At 45.7% G+C, this 12,901-nt stretch carries 14 protein-coding genes; all 14 read right to left on the bottom strand.

Annotated elements, in window-relative coordinates; translation table 11 throughout:
* Positions 1 to 2 precede the first annotated feature (2 nt).
* The 14 genes from ACYQ5K_RS03090 to cobJ all read right to left on the bottom strand — a co-directional run bounded on the left by ACYQ5K_RS03090 (position 3) and on the right by cobJ (position 12,901).
* The gene (locus ACYQ5K_RS03090; RefSeq protein ID WP_459777260.1) at positions 3 to 674 is read right to left on the bottom strand and encodes an HAD family hydrolase; all 672 of its coding nucleotides are present in this window, start codon (positions 672 to 674) and stop codon (positions 3 to 5) included.
* Between the two features lie 226 nt (positions 675 to 900).
* Complete coding sequence (locus ACYQ5K_RS03085) at positions 901 to 1,701, bottom strand: SDR family NAD(P)-dependent oxidoreductase (RefSeq protein ID WP_044998928.1); 801 nt, start codon at positions 1,699 to 1,701, stop codon at positions 901 to 903.
* Between the two features lie 177 nt (positions 1,702 to 1,878).
* Positions 1,879 to 2,508 (bottom strand): precorrin-8X methylmutase, encoded by a 630-nt coding sequence (locus tag ACYQ5K_RS03080; protein ID WP_459777259.1) that lies wholly within the window; start codon positions 2,506 to 2,508, stop codon positions 1,879 to 1,881.
* On the bottom strand, positions 2,505 to 2,906 hold the full coding sequence (locus ACYQ5K_RS03075) for a bifunctional adenosylcobinamide kinase/adenosylcobinamide-phosphate guanylyltransferase (RefSeq protein ID WP_173688953.1): 402 nt from the start codon (positions 2,904 to 2,906) through the stop codon (positions 2,505 to 2,507). Before ACYQ5K_RS03075 ends, ACYQ5K_RS03080 begins: the two co-directional genes overlap by 4 nt.
* Positions 2,903 to 3,454 (bottom strand): bifunctional adenosylcobinamide kinase/adenosylcobinamide-phosphate guanylyltransferase, encoded by a 552-nt coding sequence (locus ACYQ5K_RS03070; protein WP_459777258.1) that lies wholly within the window; start codon positions 3,452 to 3,454, stop codon positions 2,903 to 2,905. The genes ACYQ5K_RS03075 and ACYQ5K_RS03070 overlap by 4 nt, the downstream gene beginning before the upstream one ends.
* Positions 3,442 to 4,980 (bottom strand): cobyric acid synthase, encoded by a 1,539-nt coding sequence (locus ACYQ5K_RS03065; protein ID WP_459777257.1) that lies wholly within the window; start codon positions 4,978 to 4,980, stop codon positions 3,442 to 3,444. The genes ACYQ5K_RS03070 and ACYQ5K_RS03065 overlap by 13 nt, the downstream gene beginning before the upstream one ends.
* Position 4,981: 1 nt before the next feature.
* Positions 4,982 to 6,037, bottom strand: a complete 1,056-nt coding sequence (locus tag ACYQ5K_RS03060) for a pyridoxal phosphate-dependent aminotransferase (protein ID WP_173688950.1) — start codon at positions 6,035 to 6,037, stop codon at positions 4,982 to 4,984.
* A 15-nt stretch (positions 6,038 to 6,052) separates the two neighbouring features.
* Positions 6,053 to 7,015, bottom strand: a complete 963-nt coding sequence (gene cbiB / locus ACYQ5K_RS03055; RefSeq protein ID WP_173688949.1) for an adenosylcobinamide-phosphate synthase CbiB — start codon at positions 7,013 to 7,015, stop codon at positions 6,053 to 6,055.
* Positions 7,012 to 7,638, bottom strand: coding sequence for a histidine phosphatase family protein (locus ACYQ5K_RS03050; protein WP_173688948.1), 627 nt, complete (start codon positions 7,636 to 7,638; stop codon positions 7,012 to 7,014). Before ACYQ5K_RS03050 ends, cbiB begins: the two co-directional genes overlap by 4 nt.
* Before the next feature lie 33 nt (positions 7,639 to 7,671).
* Positions 7,672 to 8,448, bottom strand: coding sequence for an adenosylcobinamide-GDP ribazoletransferase (locus ACYQ5K_RS03045; protein ID WP_173688947.1), 777 nt, complete (start codon positions 8,446 to 8,448; stop codon positions 7,672 to 7,674).
* A complete protein-coding gene (cobT, locus tag ACYQ5K_RS03040) occupies positions 8,445 to 9,518 on the bottom strand; it encodes a nicotinate-nucleotide--dimethylbenzimidazole phosphoribosyltransferase (RefSeq protein ID WP_173688946.1) in 1,074 nt (357 codons plus the stop codon). Before cobT ends, ACYQ5K_RS03045 begins: the two co-directional genes overlap by 4 nt.
* A gap of 46 nt (positions 9,519 to 9,564) precedes the next feature.
* Complete coding sequence (locus tag ACYQ5K_RS03035; protein WP_173688945.1) at positions 9,565 to 10,947, bottom strand: cobyrinate a,c-diamide synthase; 1,383 nt, start codon at positions 10,945 to 10,947, stop codon at positions 9,565 to 9,567.
* The gene (gene cbiE / locus ACYQ5K_RS03030; protein ID WP_459777256.1) at positions 10,944 to 12,164 is read right to left on the bottom strand and encodes a precorrin-6y C5,15-methyltransferase (decarboxylating) subunit CbiE; all 1,221 of its coding nucleotides are present in this window, start codon (positions 12,162 to 12,164) and stop codon (positions 10,944 to 10,946) included. The genes ACYQ5K_RS03035 and cbiE overlap by 4 nt, the downstream gene beginning before the upstream one ends.
* Positions 12,165 to 12,166: 2 nt before the next feature.
* On the bottom strand, positions 12,167 to 12,901 hold the full coding sequence (cobJ, locus tag ACYQ5K_RS03025) for a precorrin-3B C(17)-methyltransferase (RefSeq protein WP_173688981.1): 735 nt from the start codon (positions 12,899 to 12,901) through the stop codon (positions 12,167 to 12,169).

Here is a 12,901-nt window from a genome sequence, read left to right as displayed (position 1 = left end):
CTTTACTCTTCCTCTTTTCCTAATATTTTCAGCATTTTTTCTACATTTTCGCTGGTCCATGCCGGAAATTCCAGTACCGCATCCGGGATATCCTGCCTTCCAGAATCCGGGTTGTGGAACCAGATACATTTCATACCTGCCGCCCTGGCAGCTCCTCCACCGTTGGTCGAATCCTCTACTACCAGACAGTCCTCCGGCTTCATTCCCAGTTTCTCTGCCGTTACAAGGAAGGTATCTGGTGCCGGTTTGGGATGTTCTACATAATCCCCACTCATAACCACTGTAAAATATTTCTCCATATCCAGCGACTTTAATGCATCTTTGATCGCATAAGCCGGAGAGGAAGATGCTACTGCAAGCAGATATCCTTCGCCTTTTAACTGCTTCAATGCTTCTTTGATTCCCGGCATCTCCGGAAATCCTTCTGCCTCTGTAATCTGCGCTTTTTTCTCTTTCATGAGCGCATTCATCTTATCCACATTATCAAAAACCGGTCCATAATTCTCATTGATCAGATCCATGAAGAATCCACGGGTAGAACCGATACACGGAAGGTAGATCTCATAGTCAAGATCGATTCCGTTCTTCTCTTTTAAAATTTCCTTCCAGCAACGATAGTGTAATGGTTCTGTGTTGATCAGAACACCGTCCATATCAAAAATAACTGCTTTCATATCTTTTTAGCCTCGATTAAATGATTTAAATTTTCTTTCCGTTCTTATTTTGAATGACGTTTTTAAAGATGTCAAGACAGAGAAGCTAAAAAGAATGCGCATCTCCGGCACGCAGTGCCTTTTATTTCATAGGAAGTTCCTTCGGAATTTCCTATGAAATAAAAAGAGAGTGCCTGTACGATTCAAAAAACGCACAGGCACTCTCTTTGGCTTTTATGGATTTTTCTTAAGGTCTCTGTCCCATTCCACCTTCTAAGGTGATCGTCTCTCCGTTCATATATTTGAAATCCGGTGATGCAAGCTGTACGCAAGCACGTCCGATTTCTTTTTCTACATCTCCGTAATGTCCAGCCGGCGGCATCTTTACATTTGCCTTGAATGCTTCCGGATAAGCTTTCTGGAAATTCTCAAGCTGTGCTGTCCATGCGAGCGGGCATACGATATTGACATTGATTCCGTCTGGTCCCCACTCCGTTGCAGCTACTCTGGAAAGTCCACGGATCCCTTCTTTTGCCGCTGCATATGCGCACTGTCCGTAATTTCCGAAAAGTCCGGCACCTGAAGCAAAGTTGATAACAGATCCCTTTGTCTCTTTCAGGTACGGATAGCATGCCTGCATATAATAGAATACCGCATATACGCCGGAATACATTGCAAGATTGAACTGGTCTGTTGTATGATCTGCGATCGTAACACCGGATGCGGATGCCTGTGCATTATTGATCAGGACATCAATTCTTCCGAATGTGTCGATTGCCTGCTTTACTACGTTCTGTACTGTTGCTTCATTATCAGCCCCCGCGCTGACATCAGCCTGTACAGGTAATACTTTGATGCCATAGAGTCTCTCCAGTTCTTCTTTGGCATCCTCGAGTTTCTTTACATTACGCCCGGTAATTACCAGATTCGCTCCTTCTTTTGCGTAAGCTGTTGCAATTCCATATCCAATAGATCCGCAGCTTCCATCACTTAATACGGCTCTTCCGCCGCCTGTGATAATTGCAGTCTTTCCTGTTAAAAATCCCATAATCAATTTCTCCTTCCTGCTGTCCTTCAACTAGCATATGATTATAATAGCAGAGTTCAGGTCAGAATTCAACACAGAATCATGTCTATTTTCTGACAATATAGTTAATTTTTTAATTATCGCAAAGACAGTTAGAATACAGAAACCTCATTGGATAAGGGGTTGTTTGATATATATCTACAACATATACAATAGTGCATTGCAGATACATGCAGCGATATTGCTGCCACCTTTTCTGCCTCTTGCTACGATATATGGTGTGTCTTTCAGTGAAAGGATTAACTCTTTAGACTGAACGACATTTACGAATCCTACAGGAACTCCGATGATGAGTTCCGGGGTTAATTTGCCATCCTGGATCAGTTCATAGAGTCTTACAAGGGCTGTCGGGGCATTTCCGATGGCAAAGATGATTTTTTTATCAAGGGCGGCTGCTTTTTCCATACTCGCCACGGCACGCGTGGTTCCGTTCTTTTTTGCCGTTTCTGCTACATCTTCATCGGACATGAAGCAAAGAACTTCGCCTCCGTATTCCGCAAGCTTCCGTTTGTTGATACCTGCTTTTCCCATCTGGGTATCGGTTACAATGACTGCACCATTCCGGATGGCATCCAGCGCTTTTTCTACTGCACCTTCTGAAAACATCAGATTCCTTGCATAATCAAAATCTGCGCTTGTATGGATACAGCGTTTGACGATCGGTTCTGTTCCGGGGATCAGATGCGTATCGCCAAGTTCTTCTGTTATGATCTCAAAACTGCGTTTTTCTATTTCTGCAGGTTTTACATTTTCCAGTTCTATCTTCACTTGGTATCTCCTCCTTTGATCGTTACACCGATCCCGCATACTACCCGGTCTACCTGATCTGAATTTGCCGCAAGTACGGTACAGATCCTTCCGGTCAGTTCCCTGTATCTGCGCTCAAATGCATCTACCGGAACCAGGCCGTAGCCGATCTCCTGTGTCACAATTACAATATCCGGACACTTTTTTATTAGTTTCGATGCGAAATCAATTGCTTCTTTTTCCGACCAGTTTTCTTTTTTTATCATGCTCTGGATATATTTTTCAAAATGAAAGACTCCTTCTGCCTCAAAAATATTATCTCCTTCACATAGTTCTCCATCCGTCCAATGAATGTATGGGTTCTGCTTTTTTGCATACGCAAGCTTCCCCTGGTATGCACCGCCGATTATCATTTTCATTTTTTTATGTCTTTCCTTTCAACCGAAATTCCGTACACAACTTCTGTCACCAGATCTGCCATCTCTCCCATCCAAAGATTTACGTTTCCGAGAAGCTTCAGATATTTTTCCATCTCCGGATTATCTGTCATGCTGTCTGAAAATACTTCATTTGTAACAATTACCAGATCATCACTGACCTTCTGCAGCTTACGGATCCCTGCCAGAATGGACTCTTCTGCATTTCCACCTGCTCCTGACGGATCGTACATTTCATTTGCCACAAGATTGGACATACATTCCAGAAGAACACTTCCTGTCTCTTTTGTCTGTAGGACTTCTGCAGCTTTTTTTAGATCCGTATAGCATTCGATCGTTTCAAACCCTTTGCCTGCACGAAGCCTTCTGTGACGTGCAATTTTCTCTTCCGTTTCCTTCCCGAAAGGCATCATAGTTGCTATATAGTAGCGTTTTTTGTTTCTTTTTGAATGGCTGGCATACTCCATAAGCTTCTGCTCTGCATATTCGGATTTGCCACTTCCACTGCCACCTGTGATCAGATGAAACATTCTGCTGCATTTCCCTTCTCGATAATCTCATATATTTTCTTCATATCCATATTCTCACGAACTGCATCTGCGAGAATCTGATACTGCTTCTCTTTGTAAGCATGGTAGTCCATGGAGTGCATGGCTTCCTCGCCGTATCCTTTTTCTTTCAGAAGTGCCCCGATCAGTGCATCCGCTACTTCCCGGTCATCAAAAATCCCATGTACATAGCAGCCGTACACATTCTTCTTCTGCGCTCCGTCCCACCGGCTCTCACCTGTCACCTGATCACAGATCTGTACCATCATCTTATGATCTGAAGCATCTTTATCTGAAAAAACAGTTTCCCCCATATGGATCTCATATCCATCCAGCTTTGCACCGGACATTGCTTTTAAGATTCCGGTAACTTCTCCGAACCTTCCGGTAACACGGGTTCTTCTCTTGGTATTTTCAAATACAGTAACTGCGGGAAGCAGTCCCATTGCTTTTATGGTTCCACCACGTTCTACCCCTTCCGGATCACGGATTTCTTCTCCCAGCATCTGGTAACCGCCACAGATACCAAATACCGGTTTCCCTGCTGAGGCATGGCGCAGCACTTTCCCTTCCAGTCCACTCTGACGAAGCCACAACAGGTCTTCCATCGTATTTTTACTTCCCGGCAGAATTACCAGATCCGGATTCCCGAAATCTCCTGCCTTTGACACATACCGGAGAGAAACTTCTTCCCTGCATTCCAGTACCGCAAAATCTGTGAAATTGGAAATACGCGGCAGACGGATCACTGCAATATCCAGAAGTGCCGCCTTTTCTTTCCGGTCAAACCGTTCTGACAGACTATCCTCATCATCAATATCCGCATAAATATAAGGCATCACGCCACATACCGGTATCTTTGTCCGCTCCTCCAGCATCCTGATACCTGGCTCCAGAATTTTTACATCCCCACGGAACTTATTGATCACCGTACCTTTGATCCTTGCCCGCTCTTTTTCTTCCAGCAGCATAACCGTCCCGACGATCTGCGCAAACACACCACCACGGTCAATGTCTCCGGCAAGAAGAACCGGTGCATCCACCAGCTCAGCAAGTCCCATGTTGACAATATCATTCTGCTTAAGGTTTATTTCTGCCGGACTTCCCGCGCCTTCAATGACGATCACATCATACTTTTCTTCCAGTTTATGATAAGCTTCTAAAATAGCCGGAATATATTCTTTCTTTTTACGGAAGTATTCCATCGCCGGCATGACTCCCGCAACTTCTCCGTTTACAATCACCTGACTTCCTACATCGGAGGTTGGTTTTAAAAGAATCGGGTTCATATAAACTTCCGGCCGGATCATGGCAGCTTCTGCCTGCATGACCTGTGCGCGTCCCATTTCCAGACCATCTGCCGTAATAAAAGAATTGAGTGCCATGTTCTGTGACTTAAATGGTGCAACCTTGATTCCATCTTCCTTTAAAACACGACAGAGCCCTCCCGCAAGAAGGCTCTTTCCAACATTTGACATGGTTCCCTGAATCATTATCGACTTTGCCATATTAAAATTCTCCCTGACCTGCATAGAGAATTTCTCCCAGCGCATCGATCAGCTTCTGGTTGTCTCCTCTCTGCCGCATACAAACACGATAATATCCTTCTCCGAGACCTTTGTAATTGCTGCAATCCCGAACCAGGATCTTCTGTTTTTTCAGTTTCTCATATAAATTTATACCGCTTCGCATCAGAATGAAATTGGCATCTGACGGATAATGGGTAATTCCAAGCTTGTCCAGTTCATTTTCCATCCAGATTCTTTCACGGTTCGTAAAATCACAGGTCCGTTTCACACGCATCCTCTCTTTTAAAGATGCCATGCCTGCCGCCTGTGCCGGTATCGATACACTCCATGGCTGTCTGGACTGTTCCATCTTCTCCAGAAATTCCATATCCGAAGTAACGGCATACCCGATACGGATTCCCGGAATCGCGTGCATCTTAGTCAGTGAACGGAGGATAAATAAAGTTCTCCATCTCTTGGTATCTGCAAGAATAGATGCCGTAGCTGCATTTTCCGCGAAATCAATAAAACATTCATCCAGCACCATCCGGATTCCGTAAGTCTCACATCTTGCAAGAATCTTCCAGAGCATGCTCCGGTCGATCAGCTTTCCGGTCGGATTATCCGGTGAACACAAAAAAACCATATCGATATCTTCATTCAGAAGATCCAGAAAATCTTCTTCCAGCTGAAAACCAGTCGCTTCTCTTTTCTTATAATAACAGATCTCGCACCCGGTCGCACGTAGTGCCTGTTCGTATTCCGCAAATGCAGGAACCGGTATCAGCGCTTTCCTTGGGCAGTCCGCAAGCACTGCCGTAAAAATCAGATCTGCCGCCCCATTTCCACAGATAATATGCTCAGCCGGAACTTCCAGTCTTTTCGCCAGAGCACTTTTCAGCTTCCTGCAGCTGGCATCCGGATAATTTCCAATCTGGTCCATTGACTTTCTTGCCGCTTCCACTACAGCTCTTCCAGGTCCGAACGGATTCAGATTCACAGAAAAATCTGTCATTCCTTTGTGTGTATAAATATCTCCACCATGTACATATTCCATAACCTTTTATTCCCCTTACATCAGTATCATACAATATTTCAGTAATCCAAAGACAAGAAGTGTCAGAAGTGCTGTTCCGTCCATCAGATTACCGGCCCTTAAAATATCTTCCGGCTCGATAGGACGCACATCATCTCCGATCGTCTCTTTCGGATATAATTTTCCAAAATAATAAGCATCTCCGGCAAGCTGCACCTGTAGTGCACCTGCGCATACCGCTTCTGTCTGTGCGGAATTCGGGCTGGCATGCTTTCGCCTGTCTCTTTTCCAGACTGCCCACGCCCTTTTATAATCCATCCGGAAGATCCATGCACTTGCGATCATCAGAAGTGCTGAGATCCTGGACGGAATATAATTCCATACATCATCCATTTTAGCCGCAAACCGACCAAAATGTAAATACTTTTCATTCTTATATCCTACCATAGAATCCATTGTATTAACAGCCTTATAAAAAAATCCAAGTGGTGCCCCACCGATCAGCATAAAAATGAGCGGTGCGATCACTCCGTCCGATGTATTTTCGGCTACTGTTTCTACCGCAGCCTTTGTCACTCCGGCCTCAGAAAGGTTCTCGGTATCCCGCCCCACGATCATCGATACCGCCTGTCTTGCCCCCTCCAGATTATGGTTTACGAGCTGTACATAAACCTTCCGGCTTTCATCCTTCAGGCACTTTCCGGCAAGAAGCTGATAACACCAGAAGGTTTCCAGTGCAAATCGAAGCCAGAAACTGACCTTTCCGGCAAGATACAAAAGTCCCCACGGAATTCCAACGGATACCACAACCACACCAAACCACAGAATCCCCCCTGCGATTCTCTCTTTCCTTTCCTCATTTTTGCAAAATCCGCGCAACCACTTTTCCAGTATCGAAATCCAGTTTCCAATGATCCGTACCGGGTGGTAAAGCCATACCGGATCTCCGAAAACCGCATCCAGCGCCATTCCTGCTATACATGCCATCAAAGAACTCATATTTCCTCAATCTCCTCAAACTGTCTCTTTCCCTGCTGCCATTTTTCTTCCTCAATTTGAAAATGAAAACCTTTTCCGTTTTTCACCTGCCAGTGGTAAAATTCTTTCTTTTCCGGATCAAATGCTTCCATCACCGACATGATCGTCCCCCCGTGAACCACAAAGGCAATCTTCTTTCTTTTTCCTTTTATCATCTTTTCCATCATCTCTTCAAATCCGCAGACACACCGTTTCCGGAACTCCATCGGATCTTCTCCTCCCGGAAATGCCTTTGTACCTCCAGAATCAATCCAGCTCTGATACTTTGGATTCCCAGTCAGCTCCTGATAATTCTTCCCCTCAAAAAGCCCAAAATCACATTCCCGCATCTTATCACAGACAACCTGCTCCGCTCCCGGAAAAAGAATCTCTGCCGTCTGCCTGCATCTCTTAAGCGTACTTACAATCACAAGCTCCGGCTCCCATTTCTCACGTCCATTTCCCTTCCCGTATCGTCCGTTTTCTTCTTTTTTCAGATCGTACTCTGGAATGCACTCTGTTTTTATCCCTTCATCCGTCACCCCTATATACCGCTTCTCCAAATTCCCTTCCGTCGCAAAATGCCGAATCAGTCTGACTTCCATCTTCTATATGTCTCCTCTTCCTTTCCCTGTTTTTCATTGGATTCCCTGCACAATCAATCCCCCAACTAATAATGCCAGCTCACAAATCTGCAGAAAGTATCCCGCCAGATCCCCGGTAACGCCTCCAAACTGTTTCCTGCTCATCCTGTAATAATATCCAAATACTGCTCCTGCAATTATGAAAAATACCACCATACCAACCGGCGAAAAGATATACAAATATACTGCCGCCAGGACCAGATATACGATCATTGTGATCCTTACTGCCTTTTTCTGTGCTCCATCCTGAAAAGTCTTTACAAGACCGCTTCCTCTTGCTGCCGGAAATGTCACTACAGCAAGCCCACTGAGCGCTCTTGAAATTACATATCCTGCTGCTACTACCGGAAGCATCTCCGTCCGGATTTCACTCCATACACCAAGACTCCCGATAAAATAACAGCAGATTCCGATGACCGCAAAAGCACCGTTATGCGAATCTTTCAGGATTTCCAGTTTCTTTTCTTTATCTCCCCAGGATCCAAGTGCATCCATCGTATCCATAAATCCATCCAGATGGATTCCTCCACTTACAAAAACCGGTATCAATGTCATGACCGCAGCAAACATCAATCTTCCACTGCTTACTTTCGGAAAAATATTTCCATCAAGAAACATTCCTGCCAGATAAATGAGTGCTCCGGTCACAACACCGATCAGCGGAAAGAAACACATCGTATATTTCATATTTTCCTTGTTCCACTCAATGCGCGGCATCGGTATTTTGGAATACATAGAAAACGCAATGATCATCGGTTCTAAAAACTTCATCTTTCGTCCTTCCCATCCAGTACTTCATACTGCTCTACATGAATATCATCAAAAGTTCCCATTTTGCGGTACACCTGAAGTCCCATCTCAAGAAGCGGCATTGCTGCCACTGCTCCTGTTCCTTCCCCCAGACACATACCACATGTAAGAAATGGTTTTTTTTCTAAAGCATCTAAAATCTTTCTTGACGCAGGTTCATCAGACAAATGGGACGGTAAAATATATCCTGCACATTCCGGAACCAGCCGTACTGCCACAAGTGCAGCCACCGCAGAAATAAAGCCATCTATCAGCACCGGAATCCGGTAGATAGCCCCACCGAGATATACACCTGCAAGTCCTGCTATGTCAAGTCCTCCAACCTTGGAAAGTACATCGATCGCATCTGTTTTGTCCGGCTGCATCCGCTCAACCGCTTCCCGGATGACCTGTACCTTCTTTTGCAGACCTTTTTTCGTCAGACCTGCTCCCTTTCCTGTCATGACCTTCGGATCCTCTCCGAGCAATACAGAGGCAACCGCACTGCTGGTCGTTGTATTCCCAATCCCCATTTCACCTGTCGCAAGGATTTCGTATCCTGCTTCGGCGCACTTCTTTACCATCTGAATCCCAACTTCTATCGCCTCAACTGCCTCTTCTCTTGTCATTGCCGGTTCTTTTGCAAAATTGTGTGTGCCATACATCACTTTGTATTCTTTCTTTGTCACAGACGGCACATCTGCTGCCATCCCTACATCCACCGGAAAAAGATCTACCTTTGCCTCTTCTGCCATGATACAGACGCTTGTCTCTCCTCTTGTAAAATTATCTGCCACGATTGCTGTCACTTCCTGGCCGGTCTGTGTCACGCCTTCTTCTACCACACCGTTGTCTGCGCACATAATGATCAGCCCGCGCTTTCGCAGTTCAAAATCTGGAGTCCCCTTGATCCCGGCAATCTGGATCACCGCATCCTCCAGACTTCCCAGACTGAACAGCGGCTTCCCTACCGTCATCCAGTGAGCCCGCGCCTCTTCCATTGCATTTTCATCAAGTGGTTTTATTTTTTCTTTCCATCTGATCTCTTCCATCTGTAAGTCTAATCTCCTGTCTCTTTGATCTGTCTTTGTCAGCTTTTTACTTGTTTCTGTAAGTTCTACACGCTTCTACAAAGCGTTCGACCACTTTTGGGTTGGAATAAAGGTATAAATGCGGAAATCCTGCAAACAGATTTCCCTTCATATGAACTGCCTGCCATTTTCTCACACCATCCGGCTTTACGGCAAGTGTATCCTCTCCGTTTTCCGTAGAATCCCAATAATGGAACTCATGCGCCCGGATCTTCTCCCCCTTTTTCATATACACTCCGTTCATTTCCGCAGTCAGCTCAATGTATCCGAATCTGGTAAGCCGTCCTTTTTTGATCCCTTTTCCCGGAAGTGCACCTACCATCGGATAGTGCTTTCCATCTTCCCCTTCCAACTCTTCTGTCAGATATAGAAATCCTCCACATTCTGCAATACATGGAATTCCATTTTCAATCTGCTTTCTTACATCTTTTCGCATAGCTCTGTTTTCTGCCAGATGTTTCGCACAAAGTTCCGGATATCCACCACCAAATAAAAGGCCGTCTAAATGTTCCGGAAGCCTTGTATCCTCCAAAGGACTAAACGGAATGATCTCACATCCAAGCTCTTTTAAAAGCTCAATATTATCCTTGTAATAGAAACAAAAGGCCCGGTCACGCGCTACACCGATACGCACCTTTCGTCCGGTCTCTTCCTGTTTTGCCTTCACCGGATGACACTCTATTTCTTTTGCTTCCCAGGCAATTTCCAGCACCGATTCCATATCAAGTGTCTCTGTCAGAATCTCTGCTGCCCGGTCAATCTGTTTTTCCAGATTTCCTATTTCCTCCGGAAGCATCAGTCCCAGGTGCCGGCTCTCCAGATGAAAAGCATCCTCCTCCGGCACGTAACCGACTACCTGAACCTGGAATCCCATTCCCTGCAATCTCTCTTCGATCATCTTCTTCATCTTCGGATACAGCATCGGGGAAATCCGGTTCAGAATGATTCCCCGGATATTACTGTCATTCCGGTATTCAATCATTCCCTTCAATACTGCCAGGATTGTCGATGCCATACCTCTTGCCGGAACAACCAGGATTACCGGAAGCCCCAGGGTTCTCGCAACGTCATAAGTACTTGCCTGATCCGAATCCAGACTGATCCCGTCATAGTACCCCATCACACCTTCTGTCACCACAAGCTCCGCACCTTCCGCATGATGCATAAACCGCTCTTTCAAGCGCTCCCGGTCGCAAAAATACAGATCCAGATTCTCGGAATCAATTCCCAGCACCTCCCGGTGAAACATAGGATCAATATAATCCGGTCCGCATTTGCAGGCGCGTACCTTCTTTCCGGCATTTTTAAATGCTTTCATCATTGCCATTGTCACCGCTGTCTTTCCACTCCCGCTGGCAGATGCCGCGATTACAATTCCGGGAATTTTCATTCTGTATCTCCTCCGTCTGAAATAATATAAATCGGATTTAATCCGGTCATCATGTGATATCTTCCAAGCTTCTTTGACTTTGCCACATTCAGCTGTATGATTTCCGGATCTGCAAGCAGTCCTTCCTCCATCGCCTCCATCGCTTCCTTCACGGTTTCCAGTGAAATTGCATTGATCACGATACGGACATCCGGATTTTTTTTCTTTATACACTGAATAATTTCTTTTAACTGTCCTGTACTGCCTCCGATAAAAGCATGTGTCGGCATTTCCAGATCTTCCAGTGCTTCCGGTGCAACTCCTTCTATCACCTGGATCTGGTCTGTCCGGAATTTCTGCATATTCTTCCTGATCAGCTCTGCGCCCTCCGGATTCTTCTCTATTGCATAAACGCGGAGATTCTCTCCCTGAAGGGCAGCCTCTATGGACACCGAACCGGTTCCGGCCCCCACGTCATATATTACTGCATCCTTTGTAAGCTTCAATTTTGCAATGCTGACTGTCCGCACTTCCTCCTTCGTCATCGGAACATTTCCACGGATCAGCTCCTCATCTGCAAGATGAATTCCTGTTCTCTTTTCCGGCTTTGGATTCTCGATCAGAATAGTGGTAAGATCACCAAAATCTTCTGCCCGAAGCTCGTTTCCTTTTTTGATCACAATCTCTTCATCCGGATAAGACAAATGATTTCCAACCCAAACGGTTACTTGTTCCAGATGGTAATATTTCAGTTTTTCGCAGATCTCTTTTCCCGCACTTTTCCCAAGGATCAGAAATGTCTTTTCATGGTTTGCAACTGCATAGATAAAATTCTGACTTCTTCCATGCATACTGATGATCTTCGCATTCTCCCAACTCTTTCCAACTCTTGCCGCAAGATAGATTACCGAGGAGATTCCCGGAAAAATCTGCACTTCATATCCGTTCTTTTTCAGAATATCCGCCAGCTTTTTTGCCCCGCTGTAAAAACCGGTATCCCCGGAAAACAGCACCGTACATCTGGTCTTTTCCTCCTGCTCATCCAGGATCGCTCTGATCTTTTCCGGCAGATACTCTGCATAGCAGCATTTCTTTTTTTCCCGGAATCCTTCCAGCATCCGCGAGGCTCCGATCAGCACATCACTTTCCGCAATGATCCTTCTGACCTCTTCCGTAAGCGTTCCTTTGCTTCCCATCCCGATCCCGACAAGATTTACCCGGCATTTTCGGTTTTCCACAGTTATTCCTCCAATCGATAGCCTCTCGGTGTCACCATTTTCCCATCCACATTTCTCGTCTGGCTGTTGCCGATATAAACGGTTGTAAACATATCGACCTCCGTATCCTTCAGCTCAGATAGTGTCAGAATATGTGCATCTTCGCCTTCACGTCCGATGTTCCGCACATAACCGCAGACTGTATCCGGGCTCTGGTACTCCAGAATATACTCACAGGCCTTTTTCAGGTAATCTGCCCGTTTCCGGCTGGACGGATTATACAGACAGATCACAAAATCCGCCATCGCAGCTCCGCGGATCCTCTTTTCAATCTTCTCCCACGGTGTCAGAAGATCACTCAGACTGATCACTGCAAAATCATGCATCAGAGGTGCACCAAGAACTGCCGCACCGCCATTTGCCGCCGTGATTCCCGGCACGACCTCCAGCTCCACCTCCGGATAGCCCTGTCCCATCTCATAGAGCAGACCTGCCATTCCGTAAATTCCGGCATCCCCACTGCATACCATAGCTACCGTTCTTCCTTTCATCGCCTCATCCATTGCCATCTCACAGCGGACTACTTCCTGCCGCATTGGTGTGGAAAGGTACTTTTTATCCGGAAATCTTTCCCGTATCAGTCCCGTATATACGGTATACCCGATAATAACCTCACTTTTTTCCAGTGCCTCGGACGCCTGGTATGTCATTTCTTTCTCAGCACCCGGTCCAAGACCGATTACATAGACTTTTCCAAT

It is taken from the genome of Allocoprococcus similis, from assembly GCF_054660775.1.
The sequence above is the reverse complement of the archived record's forward strand: the minus strand, read 5'-3'. Positions and strand labels throughout refer to the sequence as shown.

Coding starts and splice junctions, on each gene's coding strand:
- ACYQ5K_RS03090 (WP_459777260.1), bottom strand. CDS start 674: ATGAAAGCAGTTATTTTTGATATGGACGGTGTTCTGATCAACACAGAA.
- ACYQ5K_RS03085 (WP_044998928.1), bottom strand. CDS start 1,701: ATGGGATTTTTAACAGGAAAGACTGCAATTATCACAGGCGGCGGAAGA.
- ACYQ5K_RS03075 (WP_173688953.1), bottom strand. CDS start 2,906: ATGAAAATGATAATCGGCGGTGCATACCAGGGGAAGCTTGCGTATGCA.
- ACYQ5K_RS03070 (WP_459777258.1), bottom strand. CDS start 3,454: ATGTTTCATCTGATCACAGGTGGCAGTGGAAGTGGCAAATCCGAATAT.
- ACYQ5K_RS03065 (WP_459777257.1), bottom strand. CDS start 4,980: ATGGCAAAGTCGATAATGATTCAGGGAACCATGTCAAATGTTGGAAAG.
- ACYQ5K_RS03060 (WP_173688950.1), bottom strand. CDS start 6,037: ATGGAATATGTACATGGTGGAGATATTTATACACACAAAGGAATGACA.
- cbiB (WP_173688949.1), bottom strand. CDS start 7,015: ATGAGTTCTTTGATGGCATGTATAGCAGGAATGGCGCTGGATGCGGTT.
- ACYQ5K_RS03050 (WP_173688948.1), bottom strand. CDS start 7,638: ATGGAAGTCAGACTGATTCGGCATTTTGCGACGGAAGGGAATTTGGAG.
- ACYQ5K_RS03045 (WP_173688947.1), bottom strand. CDS start 8,448: ATGAAGTTTTTAGAACCGATGATCATTGCGTTTTCTATGTATTCCAAA.
- cobT (WP_173688946.1), bottom strand. CDS start 9,518: ATGGAAGAGATCAGATGGAAAGAAAAAATAAAACCACTTGATGAAAAT.
- ACYQ5K_RS03035 (WP_173688945.1), bottom strand. CDS start 10,947: ATGAAAATTCCCGGAATTGTAATCGCGGCATCTGCCAGCGGGAGTGGA.